At 31.8% G+C, this 24,573-nt stretch carries 12 protein-coding genes; 7 read left to right on the top strand and 5 right to left on the bottom strand.

Annotated elements, in window-relative coordinates:
* The first annotated feature begins 66 nt into the window (after positions 1–66).
* Positions 67–1,356: a class II aldolase/adducin family protein gene (locus ACH5TX_RS17175; RefSeq protein WP_439340724.1), complete on the top strand. Its 1,290-nt coding sequence runs from the start codon at positions 67–69 to the stop codon at positions 1,354–1,356.
* Positions 1,357–1,406: 50 nt separating this feature from the next.
* Positions 1,407–2,819, top strand: coding sequence for a purine-cytosine permease family protein (locus tag ACH5TX_RS17170; RefSeq protein ID WP_439340723.1), 1,413 nt, complete (start codon positions 1,407–1,409; stop codon positions 2,817–2,819).
* Between the two features lie 79 nt (positions 2,820–2,898).
* On the opposite strand, the gene ACH5TX_RS17165 is transcribed toward ACH5TX_RS17170, so the two are convergent.
* Positions 2,899–3,933: a LacI family DNA-binding transcriptional regulator gene (locus tag ACH5TX_RS17165; protein ID WP_439340722.1), complete on the bottom strand. Its 1,035-nt coding sequence runs from the start codon at positions 3,931–3,933 to the stop codon at positions 2,899–2,901.
* A 382-nt stretch (positions 3,934–4,315) separates the two neighbouring features.
* On the opposite strand from ACH5TX_RS17165, the gene ACH5TX_RS17160 reads away from it, so the two are divergent.
* From ACH5TX_RS17160 to ACH5TX_RS17140, 5 genes are all read left to right on the top strand, one after another.
* Complete coding sequence (locus ACH5TX_RS17160) at positions 4,316–7,387, top strand: SusC/RagA family TonB-linked outer membrane protein (protein ID WP_439340721.1); 3,072 nt, start codon at positions 4,316–4,318, stop codon at positions 7,385–7,387.
* Between the two features lie 10 nt (positions 7,388–7,397).
* Positions 7,398–9,053: a RagB/SusD family nutrient uptake outer membrane protein gene (locus tag ACH5TX_RS17155; protein WP_439340720.1), complete on the top strand. Its 1,656-nt coding sequence runs from the start codon at positions 7,398–7,400 to the stop codon at positions 9,051–9,053.
* A 541-nt stretch (positions 9,054–9,594) separates the two neighbouring features.
* On the top strand, positions 9,595–12,891 hold the full coding sequence (locus ACH5TX_RS17150) for a SusC/RagA family TonB-linked outer membrane protein (RefSeq protein ID WP_439340719.1): 3,297 nt from the start codon (positions 9,595–9,597) through the stop codon (positions 12,889–12,891).
* A gap of 19 nt (positions 12,892–12,910) precedes the next feature.
* On the top strand, positions 12,911–15,031 hold the full coding sequence (locus ACH5TX_RS17145; protein ID WP_439340718.1) for a RagB/SusD family nutrient uptake outer membrane protein: 2,121 nt from the start codon (positions 12,911–12,913) through the stop codon (positions 15,029–15,031).
* 80 nt (positions 15,032–15,111) lie between these two features.
* Positions 15,112–16,341, top strand: coding sequence for a glycoside hydrolase family 88/105 protein (locus ACH5TX_RS17140; protein WP_439340717.1), 1,230 nt, complete (start codon positions 15,112–15,114; stop codon positions 16,339–16,341).
* Positions 16,342–16,570: 229 nt separating this feature from the next.
* Here ACH5TX_RS17140 and ACH5TX_RS19125 read toward each other — a convergent pair whose 3' ends face one another.
* The 4 genes from ACH5TX_RS19125 to ACH5TX_RS17125 all read right to left on the bottom strand — a co-directional run bounded on the left by ACH5TX_RS19125 (position 16,571) and on the right by ACH5TX_RS17125 (position 24,572).
* Positions 16,571–16,675 carry a T9SS type A sorting domain-containing protein gene (locus ACH5TX_RS19125; protein WP_500691797.1) on the bottom strand — a complete coding sequence of 35 codons (105 nt, stop codon included), beginning with the start codon at positions 16,673–16,675 and terminating at the stop codon, positions 16,571–16,573.
* 94 nt (positions 16,676–16,769) lie between these two features.
* On the bottom strand, positions 16,770–19,346 hold the full coding sequence (locus ACH5TX_RS17135) for a hypothetical protein (RefSeq protein ID WP_439340716.1): 2,577 nt from the start codon (positions 19,344–19,346) through the stop codon (positions 16,770–16,772).
* A gap of 439 nt (positions 19,347–19,785) precedes the next feature.
* Positions 19,786–21,576 (bottom strand): prolyl oligopeptidase family serine peptidase, encoded by a 1,791-nt coding sequence (locus ACH5TX_RS17130; RefSeq protein WP_439340715.1) that lies wholly within the window; start codon positions 21,574–21,576, stop codon positions 19,786–19,788.
* Positions 21,577–21,653: 77 nt separating this feature from the next.
* Positions 21,654–24,572 carry a glycosyl hydrolase 115 family protein gene (locus ACH5TX_RS17125; RefSeq protein ID WP_439340714.1) on the bottom strand — a complete coding sequence of 973 codons (2,919 nt, stop codon included), beginning with the start codon at positions 24,570–24,572 and terminating at the stop codon, positions 21,654–21,656.
* Position 24,573: the final 1 nt, after the last annotated feature.

Raw genomic sequence — 24,573 nt, 5'->3', positions numbered from 1 at the left:
TAATAGTATTTTAATCTTAATAACTGTTTTTTTGGAACCCGTTTCCTTATTAAATAAAAACAAAAAATGTCAAAAAATGTTAAATTAGAACACCCAAGAGATCAAATTACTAAAATTATTAGTAGAATTTACAAAAGAGGAATGACCACTACTTCTGGTGGTAATATTTCTATAATAGATGATGAAGGAGATATTTGGGTAACACCATCTGCTGTAGATAAAGGCTCTTTAAGAGCTTCAGATATTATTTGTGTAAAAAAAGATGGAACCATAATTGGTAAACACAAACCATCATCAGAATTCCCTTTTCATAAAGCTATTTATGAATCTAGACCTGATATAAAATCTGTAATACACGCACACCCACCTGCCCTAGTTTCTTTTAGTATTGTGCGCCAAATACCTAATACCAATATTATTTCTCAAGCAAAACATATTTGTGGGCCAATAGGTTATGCAAAATATGAACTACCTGGTAGTGAAGAATTAGGAAATGTTATTGGAGAAGAATTTAAGAAAGGCTATAAAGCCATTATTATGGAAAATCACGGAACCGTTTTAGGTGGGAGTGATTTAACAGATGCTTTTGAACGCTTTGAGACTTTAGAATTCTGTGCTAGTACCATATTGTATGGTTCTCAAATAGGGAAACCAAATTACTTAACTGATAAACAAATTGATGCCTTTGAAGCCCAAACTCATACAAAGATACCAGAAATGGATACAACTTTGCATCCTTCTGATGAGGTAGAAAAGCGTTTAGAAATATGTAAAATTGTACAACGCTCTTGCCAACAAGGTCTAATGATTAGTTCTTACGGAACCGTATCAATGAGGTGGAAAGATAACGACTTTTTAATTACTCCAACAGATGCTAGTAGATGGGAAATGGGAATGGAAGATATTGTACAAATAAAAGACGGCAAAAGAGAAAAAGGTAAAAAACCGAGTAGAGCCACTTGGATCCATCAAGAAATTTACAAAAGAAATCCAAATGTTAATTCTATAATTATGACACAATCGCCTTATTTAATGGCTTTTGGAGTTACTAAATCATACTTAAACGTACGTACCATTCCTGAGAGCTGGATCTTTTTACAAGATATTCCATCTATAAGTTATGGCAATCATTTTAAAACAAATGCAGATAGTAAAATTACAGAAAACTGTACAACAGCTTTAATTATTGAAAATGATTCTGTGATTATAACAGGCGATAAATTATTACAAACTTTTGATTATCTAGAAGTTGCAGAATTTAGTGCAAAATCAATTGTATTAGGTACCTCATTAGGAGAAATGGTTCCTATAAACGATGATCAAGTTGAAGAATTAAGGAAAAAATTTCTAACTTAATAACAACAAAAAAACAAACCGACTAACCAACAAAACTAAATAAGACAACTATGACACAATACCACAAAGAAGAAGAAATAATGGACGAGATTGCTGGCGGTGAGTTTGAAAGAACTCCTGTTCCTCAATCAAAATTAAAAGGCTGGAAAAGTTTTCTTGGTATGTATGCTGGTGAGCATGCTGCTGGAACAGAATTCATGATTGGCCCTTTATTTTTAACAGCAGGTGTTAGTGCCTTCGATTTAATAATTGGCCTTTTACTAGGTAACTTATTAGCTGTTTTATCTTGGCGTTTTTTAACTGCTGAAATTGCTGTTAAAAATAGACTAACATTATATTTTCAACTAGAAAAAATATGTGGTAAAAACCTTGTTACAGGTTATAATTTAGCAAACGGAATTCTCTTTTGCTTCTTAGCTGGCTCTATGATAACGGTATCTGCTACCGCAGTTGGCATTCCTTTCGATATGCCAATGCCTAAATTATCTGATACGATGCCAAACGGATTAACATGGATTGTTATAGTTATTCTTATAGGTGCTGTTATTTCTATAATTGCTGCTCGTGGATATGATACAGTATCTAAAGCAGCCAACTGGATGTCTCCTGTTATAGTAATTGCATTCATTGCTTGTGGCATTGTTGCTTTAAATCAATTAGGTGTTACTAGTTTTTCTGATTTTTGGAATATTTGGGGAGAAGGTTCTGACCCATTTCCTGGGCAAATAAAATTTACTTTTTGGCATGTTTTAATATGGTCTTGGTTTGCTAATGGCGCTATGCATATTGGTATGTCTGATTTATCTGTTTTTAGGTTTGCTAAAAAAGCAAGTTCTGGATGGACAACTTCTGCTGGTATGTATGTAGGTCATTATATGGCTTGGATAGCTGCAGCATTATTATACGCTGTTTACTTAAAATCTCCTGAAGCACAAGCCTTTTTATCAAACGGAGAAGCACCGCCTGTAGCTCCTGGTCCATTAGCACATAATGCTATTGGTATATTTGGAATTATAGCTGTAGTATTAGCAGGTTGGACAACTGCTAACCCTACAATATACAGAGCAGGTTTAGCTTTTCAAGCAATACTTCCAAAACTATCAACAGCAAAGGTTACTATTTTAGCTGGTACTATAGCTACAATAGCTGGTTTGTTTCCTGCATTTGCTATGAAACTATTAGGTTTCGTTGCTTTATACGGATTTATTTTAGCACCTTTTGGAGCTGTTATAGTATTTGAACATTTCTTCCATAAAAAATATGGTATCATTAAAAATTATGCAGAACATGCCAATATAAAATTTAACAAATCGGTATTATTTGCTTGGGCTATTAGTTTTGGAATATTTTATTTTATATCTATACAATTTGATGTTTTCTTATCATTTGTAACCCTTCCAGCTTGGTTACTTTGCGGTTTACTATTTCTTGTATTTAGTAAATATTCACAAAAAAACATTTAAGTATAAAATTAGAGTTTTAAACAAAAAAAAATCATGATTATCAATTGATAATCATGATTTTTTTTTAACTTTTTTTTTATTAAACTAATTGAGACAATCTTTTTGAAGACTTTCTAACAATTAATTCTGGTGCCAAAACAACATGTTTTTCAGTTTTATCTACTTTACTATTAACCTCTTCAAGAAATACCTGAGCTGCAATTCTTCCCATCTGTATAGGAGATTGATCTACAGATGTTATTGATAGTTCCATAAATTTTGTAAAAGGTTCATTACTAAAACCTACAACACTAATGTCTTCAGGAATTTTAAGTCCATTTGCTTTAATTTCTTGAATAGCACCAAGCGCCGTAAAATCACTTGAAGAAAAGATAGCATCAGGTCGCCTATCCATATCTAAAAATAATTTAGTTGTTTTTCTTCCTTCAGCTACTTTACTCATCGTTTCAATAACCAAACTTTCATCAAACTCAAGCCCATTATCTATAATAGCTTGTTTATAACCTAAATATCTATTCTTAAAGATTTGTAATGAACGATCATTAGATAAATGCGCTATACGTTTATAACCTTGATCAATTAAATGCTTAGTGGCATCATAAGCACCTTTATAATCGTCAATAGTTACAGAACTCACACCTTCAATATCCTTCTTTCTATCAAAAAATATTAATGGTACATTTTTTCTAATTAACTTATTAAAACTATTATTATTATTTTCTGTTTTAGCATTAGATATTGACATTAAAACACCATCTACTTGAGCATTTAATAATGAATTAATATTTTCAATTTCTAAACTTTGTTGATCATGAGTTTGACAAATAATAACATGATAGCCTTTAGGATAAAGTTCTTCTTCAATCCCCCTAATTACAGAAGCAAAAAAATTACTATCAATTCTAGGAACAATAACACCAACATTATAACTCTTACCACTTTTTAATGCTAGAGCCAGTTTATTTTGCTCATAATTCATTTCTTTAGCAGTCTCTAGTACTAGCTTCCGGGTAGTTACACTTATTTTAGAATTATCATTCAAAGCTCTAGAAACTGTTGCTGCAGTAATATTAAGCTTTTTAGCTATATCATATATAGTTGTCTTTTTTTTCATCTTTAATATTTGGATAGAATTTTCAAAAGTACATTAATAAAATTAATAACATATAAAATAGATTAATAATGACACTTACTTTGATAAGAAAACATTATATAAATTTTTAACACTGTTTATACTTTTATTAACTAAATTTTATGATTTTTTATCAAAACGAGTTGCAATATATATATTTTTATTTATTTTAGCCAATCGATTGCATAATTAAATACAATCGATTGCAATAATTAATTACGCTTTTTTTGTACAAAAAAATGAGTAATTATTAAATATTTAAAAACAAAAAATCAATTATTTAATATTAAAAAATAGTGCCTATGTGAAAAAACACCTGTAAACAAGATTTAAACAAACAAAAAAAACAACTAAACAAAAAAGAATGAAAACAAACAAAAACATTAAGTATTATTTCTTATTTCTAGGAATGCTACTATGCTTACCAATTTATGCACAAGATGCGAATATAAATGGTACAGTTACTGATGAAACAGGTATGCCGCTGCCGGGTGTCTCAGTAATTATTAAAAATACAACGACAGGTACTGCTACCGATTTTGATGGTAATTATACACTTAAAGCAAGTTCTGATGCTATATTAGTTTTTAGCTATTTAGGTTATACAACACAAGAAGTATCAGTAAACAGTAAATCTACTTTAAATATAAGTTTAGTGGAAGAAGCTGGTTTATTAGATGAAGTTGTTGTTGTAGGTTATGGTTCTGTAAAAAAATCAGATCTTACAGGTTCTGTAGGTAGTATTGATACAGAAACAATAACTGAAAGAAACCTTAATAATCCAATTGAAGCCATTCAAGGTTCTATCCCTGGTGTAGTTATATCAAACAAATCAGGACGTCTTGGTGATGGATTTGATGTTTCTATTAGAGGTCAAAACTCATTTCAAGGAGCAACTCCATTATATGTAGTTGATGGTGTCCCTACGAGTACTATTGACTTTTTAAACCCTCAAGATATTGAAAGAATAGATATTTTAAAAGATGCATCTTCTGCAGCAATATATGGATCTAGAGGAGCAAATGGAGTTGTAATAGTTACTACAAAAGGAGGTACTGAGGCTAAAGCAGGTTTCAATGTATCGGTAGAAAGTTCTTTTGGTATGACCCAGATAGCTAGAATGCCTGAATTTATGACTGGTGAAGAATGGTGGGCATATCATCAAGTAGCTTATTTAAACCAGAATGACCCATTAGGAGATACTCCTGAAAATAATTTAAGATTAGCAGGTAATAATAGTCCTGAACTATTAAAAAGAGCAGCAGCAGGATATTCATTTGATTGGGCAGATGTTGTCTTTAAAACAGGTGTTTCGCAAAATAATTATATATCGGCTTCTGGTCGTGCAGCTAACGGATTGTCATATAACCTAAGTTTAGGTATGCAAAATGATAAAGGTTTACTTGATAAAGAATCTATTGATAAGTATACGTTTAAAGCAGGAGTAAATCATAAAATTAATGATAAATTCTCTGCGGGCGTAAACCTTACATTATCACATCAAATAGATCAATTAGGTAGTGATAGAGCCATGCAGGAAGCTATGAGGTTAAATCCTTTAACTTCTCCTTGGGCTATAGACGCCGATGGTAATCAATTAGTGGGAGAACTATGGTTTCAACCTGGAAAATTAAAATATCCTAATGGAGATTGGGCCTTTAACAAAACAAGTACAAGAAACCCTTTGCTAGAAATAGCTAATTCTTCTCAAGAAAAAAGAAAATGGAGAACACTTACTAATATGTTTTTAGAATACAAACCTTTAAGCTGGTTAACACTTAAAACAACTTTATCTGCTGGTCTATCTACAAATAGAACTGGTATCGCTTATGGAGAGCTATCTAACGCAGGTGGTGGTAATGGAAATAATTCACAAATTTCTAATAGTGAAAACTTTAATTACACTTGGGATAATCAATTTAATATAAATTATACATTAAATGAGGATCATGTATTTAACTTTTTAGGACTTCAAAGTTTATATTCAAATAGAACAGAAAGATCATTTGCTAAATCTGCAAATCAACCATTTGAGACAGATTGGTATAATTTAGGGTCTGGAGCACAATCTACTTATAATCTAACTTCAGGTTTTACAAAGAATACATTGAGTTCGTATGCTGTTCGTTTAAATTATACTTATTTAGACAAATACTTACTAACGGCATCTAATAGATGGGATGGTTCTTCAGTATTAGCAGCAGGAAATCAATGGGACACCTTCCCTTCTTTAGCTTTAGGTTGGAAAATTTCTAACGAAGATTTTTTAAATGACAACAACATTATTTCTAACTTAAAACTTAGAGCTAGTATTGGATACACTGGAAGTGATAATGTAGATCCTTATTCTACATTGAACGGTATTCCTTCACAAACTTATTACGATTTTGACGGATCTACTGTTAATGGGTTTATTTCAAATCAAATAGCTAACAAAAATTTAGGATGGGAAAAAACTAGAGAATTAAACTTTGGTCTTGATTTTGGATTTTTTAAGGGAAGAATTTCTGGTAGTATAGATGTATACGACAGACTATCTGAGGCTCTAATTGTTGAACAAGATTTACCTATTGAGTCTGGAATCCCAGTTATCAATAATAATGTTGGAGAGGTAAGTAACAAAGGTTTTGAAATTGGTTTAGTTACAAGAAATATTCAAACAGATAATGTATCATGGACCACTACATTTACATTTACTAAAAACACAAATGCTTTAGAATCTGTATATGGACAAAGTGAAGTTGATGATCCTGGAAACCGTTTCTTTATTGGTGAACCTCTTTTTGCAAATTACAACTATGTGTTTGATGGTATTTGGCAAGCTGATGAAGTAGCTGAAGCAGCATCATACGGAATGAAAGAAGGACAAGCTAGACCAAAAGATTTAAATAATGATGGAAAGATTAGCGCTGATGACGATAGAGCTATTTTAGGAACTGAAGCTCCTGATTGGAGTGGTAGTATTGTTTCAAATTTAAAAGTAGGGAATTTTGATTTTTCAATTACAGCTATAACAAATCAAGGTGTACATGTATTAAGTAGGTTCCATGATAATTTTGCTGATACGAATGATAGAGGACGTCAAAAAGTAGCTTTTGATAGCTATTATGTTCCTGCTAATGGTGCTGGATTACCTGTACAAGCATCTAATACAAATCCTAGACCTAGAGGTCAAGGTTCTTTCTGGGGAACTAATTTTGGGTTCTACAGAGACGCTTCATTTACAAAAATTAAGAATATTAATTTAGGTTATACACTTAATGATGATGTACTTAAAAAATTAAAAATTAGTAAATGTAGAATTTATGCTAATATTTTAAACCCTTTTGTAATTACTGATTATGATGGATGGGATCCGGAATGGGCTTCCGCAGGTTTAGGAACAGGTCGACCAAGTTCAACTACGTATCAATTAGGTGTTAGTTTAAAATTTTAAAAAAAAGAAAATGAAAAAAATATTAATTTTTGGAATACTTATAGCTACATTTTTTTCTTGTAGTGATTTTATTGAGGAAGAAAATCTTTCTAGTGTTTCTGCTGAAAGCTTTTATGTAACACCAGATGGTTTTAATTCTCTGGTTAACGCAAACTATGCACAACTAAGAAAAATTTATGGAGATTCACCATGGCTATATATTGGAGGTACAGATTTATACTCAAAAGGACGTGGACGTGGAAATCTAGGTTTAGCAGAGTATACCGAGTTAAACTCTACTAATAGTGCTATAGATGATTTATACAAATCAGCCTATACCGCTATACAACTTGCTAACAGAGCTGTTTATTATTCTGAGATTACAGAACAAACAGATGATTTAGGTCAATTAGTTGGAGAAGTTAAATTTTTAAGAGCGCTTTCTTACTTCTTACTAGTTCAAACATATGGAGGTGTTGCTATAACTGATTATATTGATACTGCTGTGTTAGAGTTTGATAGAAATTCGGCAGAAGAAGTATATGCTCAAATTATTACAGATTTAAATGAATCTATTGCTGCAGTAGGCAATGGTGCTTATGATGGTCGTGTAAATAAAAGAGCTGCTAAAAATTTATTAGCAAAAGTACACTTAACAAGAGCATACGAGTCTTTTGGTTCTGCTAGTGATTTTACAACAGCTGCAACTTTAGCAGATGAAGTGATTGCTGGACAAACATTAAACTTAACTCATGAAGAAGTCTTTACTCCAGGAAATGATATGAACGAAGAAGTTATTTTTTCAGTTCAGTTTGATGCTGGTTCAATTAGTTCAGATAATGATGGTTTAGGAAGTAGACAATATGCATATTTCGGTTCTTATCTTGGAGGTGCTGAAGTTGAAGGGTATGCTCCAGCAAGAGATTACTCAACAAGTCCAACAAATTTTGCTTTAAGTTTATTTACTCAAGACGACACACGTTGGGAATCTACATTTATGACTGAGATTTTTTATGTTAATAATGACGATTATGCTGGACCTGCATACTTTCAATATTATAGAAGTCCTAAAGCAGATCATGCAACCCTACCTATTAATGAATTTTATGAGCCACAATGGTTTACTCTAGCAGATAGAGCAAATTATTTAGCAACTAAAAATCTTGCCCCTGGATTCGAATATCATGAATGGGGAGAGTTCTCATCAGAATGGACAGATCAAGTAACATTAGATTACGAAGTAATCTGTGTAAAGAAATTTGATGATCCAAGTCCAACTACTGCTTTTGGAGGTAGATCAAGTACTAGGGATATTATTCTTGGTAGATTAGGTGAAACATACTTAGTAGCTGCTGAAGCTTATTTACAAAGTAACCCTACAACTGGTTTGGCCAGATTAAATGAGGTAAGAAGAAGAGCTGGTGTTACACCTGCTACTCTAGGCGAGTTTGATATTGATTATTTATTAGATGAGCGTGCGAGAGAATTATTTGGTGAATATCACAGATGGTTTGATTTAAAACGTACTGGTAAGTTAGTTGAAAGAGCTTCAATGTATAATAACCAAATTGAAGAAAGTAATTTTGCAGGAGCTGGTGGAAATCTTAAAATTTTAAGACCGATACCACAAGCTGCATTAGATTTAAATCAAAATAGAGATTTTCCTCAAAACCCAGCTTATAACTAATATTTAGTTTTAATCTAAAAGTAATAGTTAATAAAATTAACTTTTTTATAAACCCGCTTCTTAACTGAAGTGGGTTTTTTTAAACAAATATTTTGCGCATTAATAAATATAGAAAGTAGGTATAAATTATCATACAATAAAAAACATTCTACATATTATATTTTTTCTCTATTTTATATTTATTTTGCTTATTTATAATAAAGAGTAATAATTGTTTTTTGATTATAGAAAAGCTAATACTTACAGTATATTCAGTTATTTGAATATCTTTAAAATATTAATTCAATAATATTTACACCTATTCATTGTTTTTATCCTAAAATATTTGCAAAATATCTTTTTTTTAATACATTTGTGTAATCGATTACAAACAAAAAAGTATTTACCAAAAAAATGCATCTTCTACTATTCGTGAATTTTGGTAACTATTATATAATAGCAATCGATGGAATGATTTAATAACTTAATAACAAATCGCGTATGAAAAAAAAAACAATCAAACTAACAAACAAAATTAAAAACCACAACTAAACAAAAAAGAATGAAAACAAACAAAAACATTAAGTATTACTTCTTTTTATTAGGATTAATACTATGCCTACCTATTTATGGGCAAAACGAAAATACTGTTAAAGGTACAGTTTCAGATGAATCTGGAATTCCTTTACCAGGTGTATCGGTAATTATTAAAAACACCACTACAGGAACAGCCACCGATTTTGATGGTAACTATACCCTTAAAGCTAATTCTAGTGACGTTTTAGTATTTAGTTACCTTGGTTATACTTCAAAAGAAATTACTGTAGGCAGTAAATCTACCATAGATGTTAATATGGCAGAAGAAGCTGGTCAATTAGACGAAGTTGTTGTAATTGGTTATGGTAGTACTACAAGACGTGATGTTACTGGTGCTATTGCATCTGTATCTGGAGAAGACATTGTAAAAGTACCTGTAGCAAATGCTGCACAAGCTATACAAGGTAAACTACCAGGTGTAAGAGTTACAACTCAAGATGGACGTCCAGGTGCAAATATTGCAATACGTGTTCGTGGTGGTGGTTCTCTTACTCAAAGTAACCAACCACTTTTTGTTGTTGATGGTTTCCCTGTAGGTTCTATAGATAATATACCTGGTGACCAAATTTTAAGTATTGATGTATTAAAAGATGCATCTTCAACAGCTATTTATGGTGCTCGTGGTGCGAATGGTGTAATTATAGTTACTACCAAAGGAGGTAAATCTGGTAAACCAAAAGTAACATACGATGGTTTTACGCAGTTTAGTACAATTCCAGAATACTTACCAGTAATGAATGGATATGATTATATAGCTTATAACTGGTCTTATGCAGATGCTATTGGTAGTCAATACAGTGATGCTTGGGAAAGATTATGGTTAATTGGTAGTCAAAATGGTAGCAATTCTGCAGGCATTGATTATTACAAAAATGTTACTAGTCGTGATTATACTAAAGAACTATATAATAGTGCTTTTTCACATAGTCATAATGTTAATGTTTCTGGTGGAAACGAAAATGCTAAATACCTTTTAGCATTAAATCATTTTGACCAAGAAGGAAATAAAGTTGGATCATTTTTTGAAAGAACAAACCTTCAATTAAGATTAGACCAAAACTTAGGAAGCAAACTTAAATTTTCACTTAACACACGTTATTCACAAACAAGTGAAGGTGACAATGGAGGTAATTCTACAGCATACTACTTCCGCCCTATTAATTCTGCTGATATTCTTGGTGATTCTGATATAACAAGTAATACACAATTAGGTGATTATCTTGGTGTTTTAGATGATGACTTTAGCCCAATTGCTGCTTTAAATAATAATCAAAATGATGGTGTATCACGCTCATTAGTTACCAATACATCTTTGAGCTATGAAGTTATTCCAGGTCTTACTGCAAAAACAGATTTTAGCTTAGTAAGCTTATGGAGTAATAGTAAATCTTGGTCTGGTGGTCCTCAAAATGAAGTTACTGAAGACGGCATAAACCTAGTTGGTGCCGCTAGAACTCAACAAAAACAAGGGTGGAACTACAGATGGATAAACACATTAAACTATGATGTTCAAGGATTAGGTGAAAACCACAAATTAGGATTATTAGCTGGTTATGAGGTTGCCGACTCTGGTAGTGAAACGGTTACTATAAATGCATCAAAATTCCCAGAAGCTTATGATGCTGAACGTGCATGGAACAATATGCAAGAATATTATCGTGATCCTGAAGATGGTTCTGCGAATCACTCATACACTACAGCTGGAGGCACTCCAGTAACACAACAGTCCTTATTTACTAGACTAACTTACGGGTTTAAAGGTAAATATTTATTTACAGGTACTTTTCGTGCAGATGGATCTTCAAAGTTTGCACCAACAAAAAACTGGGGATATTTCCCTGCTGCTGCCTTTGCATGGCGTGTATCTGAAGAAAATTTCTTAAATGATGTAAGCTGGTTAGACGACCTTAAAGTTCGTATATCATATGGAGCTGTTGGGGCAGATGGTATTAATTCAGAATTATGGAAACAAAACTGGAAAGCTGCTCAAACTAGATTCTCTTTAGGCGAAACAAGACTATCATCAAACATCCCTGCAACTGGTGAGCTCGCTAACTCTAATTTAGTATGGGAAACAACTATTACTAGAAACTTAGGTTTCGATTTTACATTATTTAATGGTAATGTTACTGGTGCTATAGACCTTTATAAAAACACCGTTGAAGACCTATTAGTAAGAACTCCTAGAAGTGCTCTTACAGGTTTCAGCACTGGATATAACAACATTGGTGCAACAAGTAATAAGGGTATTGAATTCTCTTTAGGAGGAACTCTTATAAGCTCTGAAGACTTTAATCTATATGGTAGTTTTAACATCAATATTAATAAAGGTAATATTGACGAACTTGATGATAGTGTTAATGGAGAATACAGTTCTGGTTTTGGTGGTGTACGTCTTAACCCTCGTAACGACTACTTCTTACGTGTAGGAGACCCTGTAGGTTTACTACGAGGTTATACGCATGATGGTATGTATACTACTGCAGATTTTGACTATGATCCAGGGACTCAAATATATACACTAAAAGCTGGAGTTCCAGATATTGCAAGTGGTATATTACCTAATATTTATGGTACTTTTAGTAATAAACCTGGTGCTCAAACGGCATATCCTGGTGTTCAAAAACTAAGAGACATTAATAATGATGGAGTTATTGATGATAATGATATTGGTGTTATTGGTGATACAAACCCTGCTCATACAGGTGGTTTTAATTTAAGTGGTAACTATAAAAACTTCGATTTTAATGCAGATTTTACTTGGAGTGTAGGAAACGATATTTATAATGCAAACCGAGTACAAGCATATTTAGGTAATAAAGAGTCTGGATTATTTAGAAATAGATTTCAAGAATTAGCTGGACATTATAAAATTTACGATATAGTAAATGGTCAATTAACTAAAGTAGTTGAACCTGCTGCACTAGATGCACTTAATGCAAATGCTACTACTTATTTACCTTATCCTGAAAGTGCTGTAAGTTCTACGTTTGGTGTTGAAGATGGGTCTTATTTAAGACTTAATACATTTACTCTTGGATATTCACTTCCTCAAAATGTTATTGATAAATTAGGTATTAATAGATTGCGTTTTTACACGTCTATATTTAATGCTTTTACTCTAACTGGTTATAAAGGGTTCGATCCAGAAGTTAATGTAGATGATAATGATGGTGGTGGTAATTTCCCTACACCAGGTTTAGATTTAAATGCCTACCCAAGACCTCGAACATATACATTTGGTGTGAATATTGAGTTTTAATAAAAAAAAAAATTAAATTATGAAAAAATTATTTTATTTAATACTATCTGTATTTATACTTTTAAATACAGCCTGTAAGGAAGATTTCTTGGAGGTGCAAGCACCTTCCAGTGTTGATGAAGATTTTGTTTTTGGTTCACCTAGTGAGGCTTTTAAAGTTCTTGCGGGATTATATGAAATTTGGTATGATTTAGATAGATTGATGTTTTATGAAACAGAAGTTGTAGGATCAGATTCTGAATGTCACCCTGAAAATTATGCGTCTCAAGGACGTCATATCCCAGAAGGACTTTTTGCTTCTGAATTCAATATTAACGATGGAAATTCTTCAAAAGAGTGGAATGAATGTTATATCATTATTAATAGAGTTAACATCATGTTAGAGGCTCTAGAAGCTAATGAAGATTATCAAGCTGCTGTAGCTGCTGGTCAACCTAGTGCATGGACACAATTATACGGTGAAGCTGTTGCATTTCGTGCTACAGCTTATAAATTGTTAGTACGTTATTTTGGTGATGTACCTTATTATGATTATGCTATTAGAAGTACAGCTCAAACCGATACTTTAGGAATGACTTCTCGTGATGTAATTTACGAGAAAGAAATTGCTGCTCTTAAAAAAGCAATTCCTTTAATGTATAGATTAGGTGGTGGCGGACTAACTGCTGAGCGTTTTTCTGGAACCTATGCTGATTATGTAGCTGGTAGACTAGCATTTGATGCTGCAGGTTATCAATTACGTCGTACAGATTTTGATTACGGAAGTGTTTCTTTTGATCAAATAGGAATCGAAAACTCAACTTGGCAAGCAAAATATGTTAGACGTAGCGATTGGCAGACTTATATGAATATTGCTAAAGATCATTACAGAAAAGTTGTTGATAATCCAGGTTCTGCCCGTTTAATAACTAATGATGAGCGTGGTGCTGGTTTTAATAACCCTTTCCAACGTAACTTCCAATATTTAATGGATTTAGAAATAAGCCCGGAATCTTTATATGAATCTGGCTATACACGTGGTCAAAATTCAGATTTCCCTTATTCTTTTGGTCGTCCATCAGGTGGTGGAAGTAGAAATGCTTATCCATGTAAAAATTATGGACAAAGCCGTATTTATGCAAGTTTCTACTATGGCGATTACATAGCAGGAGATTTACGTCGTGATGTTACAGCTTGTGTGACTGCAAATTCTGGAGCAGCTTCTGAAAGATTAATCAATTTTAATCCTGGAAGTCGTGAAAAAGGTGGCTTAGCTCACAATAAACTTGATGAATCTCGTTTTGCTGAACCATACACAACTAAGCAACGTCAATCTGGTTGTAACTGGCAACAAGTAAGAATGGGAGATGTTATTTTAGACCTTGCTTATGCATATGCTGCACTTGGTGAGGATGCTAATGCAAAAACAGAATTAACAAAAGTACGTAGTCGTGCTTTTAGTGCTGCAGATCAAGCTACAAAGGTTACCGCTTATATTAATGGCCTTTCTGGACAAAGTTTAATCGACGCTATTGCTCAAGAACGTAAGTTAGAATTAGCAGCTGAAGGTAAAACACGTTGGGATATGACGCTTTATGGTACAATGCCTGAAAGAATAAAAGCACTTCGTGACAGACAAATAGCTATGGTAGAAGGTTTAAAAGCTGATGGATATTATACATTCCCAGAAACTGGAATGACAATTTCTAATTATGTTTGGACTAAATATGTAAATATTAAAACTGACATAGATCCTTCTTTAAATCTTTTAACAACTCAAACTCCTGACGGTATTACTACTGCAGATCCTAAATACCCTGTATTAGTTCCGGGTTGGAGAGGTACTAGTGATTTATGGACAGACTATATTGCTACGCTTTCTAGCGATAAAGTTAACTTAGCAATTCGTGGTTTATACGAATACATTGATCCAGATGGACCTATAGCAGCTGCTTTAGAAGCAGATGGTTATGAAAAATCTGATTGGGGTTCTAACATTATTGCTAATGAAAGTCAATACACTTCAGATATATTTAAAGGGTATCCAGATTCTTATTATTCAGCAGGTGAACCACCTCGCTATATGAGAGCTGTTCCTTTTACAACGTTATCAACTTCAAACGGTTTAATTACTCAAGGATACGGTCACGCATCAGAATAATTAATATTTGTTTTAATACTAATAACCCGCTTCATAACTGTTGCGGGTTATTTTTTATCAAGAATTAAAATAATAAAACAATGAAAATTAACAAACATACCTCTATTCTTGTTCTTATATTTTTTTGTGTAGCTATATTTAATAGTTGTAAACAAGAAAAAAAAGAAAGTCCTAAAGTAGAGAAAACTAAACAACTAACGATTTCTGATACATTAAAATGGTCTGAACGTATGGCACTTTCAATAATAAAACGCAATCCTCAAGCTTGGGATATCGATCATATTCCTGAACCAAAATGGGAATACAAAATAGGTTTAGTTTTAAAGGCTTACGAAAGACTTTACGAGAAAACTAAAAATGAAAAATATTATAATTATATCAAGGATTTTGTTGATATGATGATTGATAGCACAGGTACGATTAAAGGTTATAAACTTGAAAGTTATAATATAGATTTAATAAATTCTGGAAAACTACTCTTTAATCTATATGATAAAACCAAAGACGAAAAGTATTTAATCGCCTTAAAACTTTTAAGAAGTCAGCTTGATGGACACCCAAGAACAAAATCTAATGGATTTTGGCACAAGAAAATATATCCTAACCAAATGTGGTTAGATGGTTTATATATGGGTGAACCTTTTTACGCTAGATATACTTCGGTATTTGAAAACGGAAAAAACTTTGACGATATAGCTCACCAATTTAAACTTTTACATGATAAAACTTTTGACAAAAATACAGGTTTGTATTTTCATGCTTGGGATGAAAGCAAACAAATGGATTGGGCAAACAAAGAAACAGGATGTGCTCCTAATATATGGTTAAGAGCATTAGGATGGTATTCTATGGCCTTAGTTGATGTGTTAGATTATATGCCAAAAGAGCACCCAAAACACCAACTGTTAATTGATTATTTAAATGAATTAGCAGAAGCTGTAAGTAATTTTCAAGACGAATCTGGATTATGGTATCAAGTACCTAATATGCAAGATAGAGAAGGAAATTATTTAGAAGCCTCTGGATCTTCAATGTTTATATATGCCTTTGCAAAAGGTGCTCATAAAGGATACTTACCAGCTAAATTTGAAACTATTGCCAATAAAGGTTTTGATGGTTTAATTAATAAATTAGTTACAGTTGATGCAGATGGAGAAATACATTTAAATCAAATTTGTAAAAGTGCAGGTTTAGGAGGTAATCCCTATAGAGATGGTTCTTATGAATACTATTTAAGTGAACCTATCTTAACGAACAACTCTCATGGTTTAGGTCCATTTATAATGGCTGCATTAGAATTAAACAGATAAGATAAGTTTTAGAACTAAACAAAAAAGCTATTTCTTTAAAAAGAAATAGCTTTTTTTAAATTAAAATCTATAATAAAAAGTAAAAAAGATTAATGTTTTATTACTTTTAATATTACAGGTTCTTCTAATAACACTTTAAGAAAAAATATTTCAGATGGCTTATCAGTAATGTTTAACTCAATCTTATCTTGATTAACATTATGTTTTTGTGATGAAATTAAAGCTCCACTTATACTATACAATTCTGAATTAACTGTATTAAGGATTTATTACTTAAACTAACATTAAAAACACCATTTGTTGGATTTGGAAAAACCTTTATAGTCTTAGCCAATTCATTTGTTTTCTATATATAAGTAAGGGTGTATATTTAAATATACACCCTTACTAAAATTATAAAAGATACTATTAATTAAATTTTATGTATTTTATTTAGTAATAAATTTTACAGATTTTTGACCTTCAATTGTTTTAACAGTCGCAATCCAAAGTCCTGATTTAAATGCAAAGTTAGTATCTTCATTAGTTTTTAAAGATTTTACTAATGCTCCAGTAATACTATAGATATTTACTTCTGTTGCAGATTTTACATTTGAAACATAAACTCTATTACCATAAGATTTTACATTAGTTGAAACATTAGATTTAGTAATATCATCAATTCCTAATGCTATATAATCAGGGTTTACATATAATGTATTTGGAGATATCATACCAGTTAAGTGATATGCAGCATTTCTCCAGATAGTTAAAGCTTCAGATGAAATATTTTCACCATCTCCTAATGCAATTGCTCCATAATTCATTGAGAAAGCAATTACAGGTACTTGAAGTACATCTAAAGCATCTTCTCCTAATTGAACACCAGCACGTAATTCATTGAATACAATGGCTGCACTTGGAGTTGTAACGTCTGCTGTTTCAGCATGCATTGAACCTGTACTACCACCAATGTTGTTATTAGCAATATCTATATCATTAAGAACTTGAAGTCCTTTAGCTCCTCCACCTGCAGTTCCAATATCATCAGTACTTAAATCAGCAAATAACTGAATATCATTTCCTTCTGAAAAATCTATACCACTAAATAATGGGTCAGCTCTTCTAGGACTATGATTAACAGATACTGATAAAGACGTAGATTCTACAATACTTGCATCAGCTTCTGTAATACCAGGCTTACCACTTTTCCAAGCATATGTTTTATTAATAATCATTGGCACACTAATATTTCTAATACTAGCAGAACCAGTAAATATAGCATCACCTGAACCAAACGTTTCTTGTACAATAACTAAATCATAACCTGAAAGATCAATATTTGCATCTGGATCTTGTACAACTGTTACATTGAAATTAGCATCAGCTTGTAACATTCTAATAATAGCATCATTATCTACAGTAGAAGCTCCAGCAGCCATAGTTTTAGCCTTTGTAAGGTATACTACTTCTTTTGGTCCTGCTGCATCAACAGTTGTAAATGTTGTGTTTGTAAAATCGAAACTAGAAACGATGTCTTTACCAGGAGCTGCTTTTATTTTACCATCAGCAATCAATCCTTCTAATTCTCCTCTTTGGTCTCCAACAACAATTAAACTACCACCATCAATAGTAATGTGGCCAGCACCAGCACGATCAGCACGTCCATCAATAGCTAAGCCTTTTAATTTCATACTACCTCCATTTAAGTTTACTGCTCCATAACCATTATATCCTCCTAAGATAATTCCTTGACCTGTTGATGTTACTTCACCTCCATTAACGTTAAACTCACAGTCGCCGTTATCACCAACAATTAAATAATTCTTAGAATTTAATATCCCACCATTTATATTAACTAAAGATGGGTCATTTGAACCACCAAAACGTGCTTGATTTCTGATGTTAACATCAGCTCCGTCTTCTAGTGTCAAATCTCCACCCATATAATTTCCACTTCCACCATAAATAGCTAAAGGTGCTGCAATAGTAAGAGCTGTTCCTGATCTACCATAAAGATGACTTATTACACCTTGTAAAAAGTTATTATCAGAATCAATACTTCTCAATGAAGAACCTAATACTGGTGCATTAGCTGATGTTTCTATCTGCACATCATCAAACTCATTTGGAATAACACCTAAATCCCAGTTATTTGGATTTAAGAAATCTGTATCTTCAGCTCCAGTCCAAGTTATTAAATCAATATTATCGCCAGTTGATTTAGGCTCATAAGCAATAACAGAAGTTGTATCGTTTGCTACTATTACTCCCAACATTTGACTTGGTCTTGGTCTTATTTTATTAGCAGCGATTAATCCATCTACAAGAGTTTTTTGATCTCCAGGCAATTTTAAAGTACCTCTATCTGTGTCACTCTTATAATAAATAACCATGTAACCATCACCAGCACCAGCTTCATTAATTTTTACTCCTCCGTTAAGGATTAATTCTCCATTAAAAAGGTTAATAACACCATTACCCGCATAACCTCCTAAAATCAATCCATTTCCAGTAGAAGTTACTTTAGCATCGGCACCATTTATATTAAAAGTACAGTCTCCACCATCACCAACTATTAATTGATTTTTAGTATTTAAAAGACCTCCATAAACATTAATTACAGATGGGTTTCCAGCTTGACCAAAACGACCTTGATTTCTGATATTTACATCTGCACCTGCATTAAGTGTTAAATTACCTCCAAAGTAATTACCACTACCGCCACCAATTAAAATTGGTCCAGAAATATTTAATACACCTCCAGAACCAGTTAAATGTGAAATATAATTATCCGAATTACCTGCATCTTGTACAGATGTTATATAAAAAGGTTTAATTGTAGTTGAATCAATAACTACATCAGAAGCATTATCTGGTATTCCAGCAGGACTCCAGTTTGCAGGGTTAACAAATACAGAATCTACAGCTCCTGTCCATGTAATTGTATTTTGTGCACTTAAAGTCCCCACAGTGAAGACTAAAGCACAAAACGATAATACGTTTTTTAGTAAAGTTTTTTTCATAATTTTAGTAAAGTTGTTTTAATTAGTTAATAAATATATTTTAATGTAAATGTGATGTACAAAGTGGTTTAAATATTAGTTAATGTAATCCATTACATTTTATAAATATATTATGATATATCAGTACCACTATCCTGCACCTACCTGAGAGCTTCTAAATTTTAGACGAAATGCACAACTAATCGGATATAAGACCTATTATTTATTTTTTTATTTAATAAAATTAATTATTCAAATAAAAATCTTACAAGTGTTTTTATTTAAATAATATATAATTTAAAATAGATTTACATTTAAAGAAGTAAATGCAATAAACACATTATTCTATTAATTAATAATAGTAAAATGAAAGTGTAATCTATTAATACTTCAAAAGGGGATTCATAGTTATTATTTCATTTTAAAGCTTCTTAAAACATAACATACCCACTTAAAAATCTTAATCTTTTAATTTTTGAAATTCGCTTGAAGAAATTTTAAAAACACTACCGTGTCTTGTGCCTTTAGGAAATTGAATTTTATCTGAAATATCTTCCCAAGTTTTTAAATCTGTAGATTTAATAGCCCCATATTTATGGTCTTTATATTTATCAAAATAAACAATCCAATTACCATCTATATTTATAACTGTTGGCCCTTCTGCCCAGTAGTTTCCTGTAATAGGATCACTTGCTTTTGTGTAAGGTCCTGTTAGTTTATCACTAAATGCTATTTTGAGGTTTTTCTGAACAGGATTTTTTGTCTCATCCTTTAAAAACATGATGTATTTATTGTTTTGCTTTTTAATGGTAGCATCAATAACATTAAATCCTGGTTCGTATAACAATTTGGTGTCGCTAAAAGTTTTAAAATCTTTAGTAGTTGTATAATACATTCTGTGATTATAACCATCATCTTCTTCTATTTGAGTTTCTGGAAAATGTCCTCTGATTGTAGACGCCCAATAAATCATATACTCTTTACGCTCTTCGTCATAAGTAATTTCAGGAGCCCATGTGTTACGAGTCCCTTCTTCGTATTGCATTACTGGAATAAATTGTTGTTCAGACCAATTAATTAAATCTTTAGAATGTGCATATCCAATACCTTTATCTGTCCAACTCACTGTCCATACCATATGATATAAACCATCACCACCTTTAATAATACAAGGGTCGCGCATTAATTTATCTTTTCCTACTTCTGGTGTTAAAAAAGAAGTGTCGTTTTTTAACGATTCCCATGTATAACCATCTTCACTATATGCTAAATGCAAACCGTCTTCTCCATTTCCTTTAAAATAAGAAAACATATAAACCTCTTTTTCAGGAATAAACTTATTTGCTATTAACCAATCTTCACATGCTTTTGGCCAGTTTAAATGTGTTCCAAATCTTCCTAATCCAAAGCCATGTCCGCCGTTTTCATAAATATGCATTTCTGCGGGCACTTTATTTTGCTTTAATGCTAAATAATAATTGATGCTGTTTTCAACAGGAACAGATCCATCATCTGAAGCATGGATTAAAATAGTAGGAGGTGTGTTTTCATTTACCTGTTTTTCATTGGAATATTTTTCAATTAATACTTCAGAAGGGATATCTCCTAAAAGATTAACTTTTGAACCATTGTGAGTAATGCCATCTTCCATAGAAATTACAGGATAAATTAACATAGAAAAATCTGGTCTAGCACTGGTTTCATCTGAAGTATAAACGTTGTCATTATAATGTGTTGAAATTGTTGAAGCTAAATGACCGCCTGCTGAAAAGCCTATAACGCCTATTTTATTAGGATTGATATTCCATTCTTTAGCGTTTCCCCTTACCATTCTCATAGCTTCTTGAGCATCTTGAAGTGGACCAATAGTTTTATCATTCATAATGATATCACTTGGCAATCTGTACTTTAAAACAAATGCTGAAACACCAATAGAATTAAGCCATTCTGCTATTTTATCACCTTCTTTATCGTGTGACAAAACAGCATACCCGCCACCAGGATAAATTATTACAGCCGTATTATTAGTTTTTTTATTATCTACTAAAAACAGTTTAAGTCTTGGATTTACAACCTTTCTAATAGCGTTTGGTTTACCTTCTGAATCTAATCTGAAAACTTCTTGATAATCTTTGCTTTCTTTAGAATTAGGTACCTCATCCCAAAGTTTGATTTCTTTATTTTGTGAATGCATATTAATGATAATTCCAAAAATTAAACTTAAAAATAATACTTTATTAATCCCATTCATGGTTAGTTGTTTTAAATTCTTGAATCATTAATTTATGTGTATTCCAAAAAGACCCCCTAAATATACTATTTCCCTTTTTATCTATTCTTTTCTTTTAGATAATTTAATATGGTTTCTGGCATTAATTTATAAGGAACGCTTTTTTGATTTCGTGTATCTAGAACAAAATAATCTAGCAACACCCCAGGGTCAACCATATAAACTTTTAATTCTTGTTTACCTTGTTTATTAATAGGTACTTTAATTTGTTTAATGGCCGTATTACTCAATACATTTTGTTTCCACGTATTGCTTCTTCCTTCTGTTTTAAAACTAATTATTTGAATGGGGTGTTCATTCCATTGTACTGCCACTCTAAGTTCGGTATCGGTTGATATAGGATGTGTTGGTATAGCTACTAGATTTAGTATAGCATTTTCAGTGATTGTTTCAGTAAATAATTCATAACTTAAAACAGGTGCTTCCTCATGATTTAAAACTGGCAATGCTTCTAATGGTAAAGACTGCATCACTACTTTTGAATGCCCTAAACCTTTAATTTCTTCCCATTTTAATGATTCTACATTGTTTATTGAAGACAAGTGATTTGCATAAATAACTGCCATTCCATTTTTTTCAACAACACTATTCTTATGTGTTTTTTTATAGCTATCTGAAATTTTTAAATGAATGACTTTCTCTATTGAATTTAACTGAACATTTAATACTTCAGATTTAGGTGCTCCTACTTCAATCCACGCATTCCAATCAATTGAAACAAAAACACGATCTTCATTAATACTTGAAGCTTCTAAACTACCGATGTTTTTACTCAGTTTTATCCATTTAGGAAACTCATTAAAAGACCAAGTTCCATTTTCATCATTCTTTAAATAGATGTCTATGAAATATGATATTGAATCGTTTATATAAAACGTTGGTAATTGTAATTCTCCATTATGCGTTTTTAATGTATCTTCAACTGAAATACCAATACTTTCTTTTGTATTTACTTTAGCTAAAATTATTTCAGGATCATCAAAAACAGGAAGTCTTCTAGGTTTCATGTCCATCATACCATTCCATTTACTTTCTGATAATTGATTGTATGCCTCTGTTAAAGACTTTATTTCATTATAAGATTGATGAGATAATCTTGCATAATTTAAAGCGCTTTTTCTTCCTTGTTTAGCATAAGTCATCGCTTTATCTCTAAACAAGAATTTTTTATTCATATGAGATGATGCCTTTACAGGATAACCAACTAATTGTGTAAACGCACTTTTTAAATGCTCAGGTAACTTTTTTTCAATAACATCAACTTCTGTTTCAATATAGTCATAAGCATCAATACGCTCTTGAATTTCATCACCATAACTTAGTGTGTTATATGCTGTATTATAAATAGGTGTAGTTCTTTCTGTTTGACTCCATCCCATAAATTCTGGCTTACGTTCGAATGCTAACTGAAAATAATCTGCTCTAATATCGGAAATACTTTTCCCTAATTCTGAACCAAAAATATTTCCATAAAATTCTTGTTGATGCGTTGTTATATATTCTGAATTTTGGAACTTTTCGGCATCATAAGCCATATCTAAAAATAACTGAGTATTGTATTCAGCAGGTTTAATATCTCCAACATTTAAAATCCAAATATTTTTATTATTCAAATTATAAGCCTTCATCATTTCCTCTCGTATCAATGCCGGATTTGTTGTGCTTAACCACAAATAATCATGAGGCCTTCCCCAATACGACGCATGATAATAAACGCCTGCGCCTCCAATACGTTTACGCTCTTCTGTATTACTTAGGTTTCTAATATATCCATAATTATCATCTGTCCAAACCAATGTAATATCTTCTGGAACAATAAGACCGTTTTTATATAAATCTAAAACTTCTTTGTAAATAGTAAATGCTTGAGGAACTTGAGTTACATCATCATTTATATAATTTTTAAGCAGGTTTCTTTGATCCATGATGATGCCATCTAAAATTGAAACGGCTTCATCTTTACTTTTTACGCCTTCCATACCACTGTCATGTACACCACGCATACCCATAGTGTAAATAGCATCAATTTCTTTAGCTTCTTTAACACGAGTTTCCCAATAATTAAGAACAGTAGATTTATTTGTTTTATAATTAAAACTGCCAAATGCCTCTTTATTCCATTCGTCCACATTGTTTCTTAACATAGGTTCTGCATGAGACGTACCAATAACAATGTTGTATAAATTTGCCATTTTAGCATTACCTGGATAATAAAAAAATGCTTTGGTACTTGGATGCATTGCGGGCCAAATAGAATTCGCATTTAAGCGTAATAATAACTCGAATATTTTGGCATAGGTTTTTGGACCAATATCGCCTATTTCAGGTTCGAATGTTTTTGCTGCCCATGGTTGTAAGCCCCAATCTTCATCGTTTAAAAAAATACCACGATAATTTACAGAAGGTGCTTTACTATAAAAATTAGATTCGTTTAGAATTAATTCTTTTTGTTTTTTAACCGAAACATCAGCCCACCAATACCAAGGAGAAACGCCTATTATTTTTGAAATATTAAAAACACCATAAGCAGTACCTCTTGGATTTGTTCCCGCTATAACAAATGCTTTTTTTATTCTTTTATTCGGATTTAAAACCGTTTGATACGAATAGCTTTCCCATTGATTTTCGAAGTCTGATTTTATATTCGTTTTACATAAAAACTTCTTTAAAAGTTTTGATTTGATTGTTCCTATAACAATAACATGCCCTTTTGCTTTCTTAAAATTAGTAAGAACTTCGGGTTTGTAGTTTGTTACTTTAAAGATATCATCTGCTAATAAATAAGCTGAAATAGAATCTAAAGAACTACCATTTTTATCGTATAAGATAACAGATTGATGTTCTGAAGTAAAAATTTCAAAAGCTTTCTGATTTATATTTTTATCAATGGAAAAAGTAGTTGCTAATAAAATTTGACTTCCAATAATCAAACATAAAACCGATAAAAAGTATTTCATA

The sequence above is a fragment of the Thalassobellus citreus genome, assembly GCF_044385915.1.
Taxonomy (GTDB): Bacteria; Bacteroidota; Bacteroidia; order Flavobacteriales; family Flavobacteriaceae; genus Thalassobellus; species Thalassobellus citreus.
Note: the sequence above shows the minus strand (reverse complement) of the source record. Positions and strands in the feature narration are given on the sequence as shown.

Bases quoted from the DNA above. Each gene is read 5' to 3' on its own strand.
- ACH5TX_RS17170 (WP_439340723.1), top strand. From the start codon at position 1,407: ATGACACAATACCACAAAGAAGAAGAAATAATGGACGAGATTGCTGGC.
- ACH5TX_RS17145 (WP_439340718.1), top strand. From the start codon at position 12,911: ATGAAAAAATTATTTTATTTAATACTATCTGTATTTATACTTTTAAAT.
- ACH5TX_RS17135 (WP_439340716.1), bottom strand. From the start codon at position 19,346: ATGAAAAAAACTTTACTAAAAAACGTATTATCGTTTTGTGCTTTAGTC.
- ACH5TX_RS17160 (WP_439340721.1), top strand. From the start codon at position 4,316: ATGAAAACAAACAAAAACATTAAGTATTATTTCTTATTTCTAGGAATG.
- ACH5TX_RS17155 (WP_439340720.1), top strand. From the start codon at position 7,398: ATGAAAAAAATATTAATTTTTGGAATACTTATAGCTACATTTTTTTCT.
- ACH5TX_RS17165 (WP_439340722.1), bottom strand. From the start codon at position 3,933: ATGAAAAAAAAGACAACTATATATGATATAGCTAAAAAGCTTAATATT.
- ACH5TX_RS17175 (WP_439340724.1), top strand. From the start codon at position 67: ATGTCAAAAAATGTTAAATTAGAACACCCAAGAGATCAAATTACTAAA.
- ACH5TX_RS17130 (WP_439340715.1), bottom strand. From the start codon at position 21,576: ATGAATGGGATTAATAAAGTATTATTTTTAAGTTTAATTTTTGGAATT.
- ACH5TX_RS17150 (WP_439340719.1), top strand. From the start codon at position 9,595: ATGAAAACAAACAAAAACATTAAGTATTACTTCTTTTTATTAGGATTA.
- ACH5TX_RS17140 (WP_439340717.1), top strand. From the start codon at position 15,112: ATGAAAATTAACAAACATACCTCTATTCTTGTTCTTATATTTTTTTGT.
- ACH5TX_RS17125 (WP_439340714.1), bottom strand. From the start codon at position 24,572: ATGAAATACTTTTTATCGGTTTTATGTTTGATTATTGGAAGTCAAATT.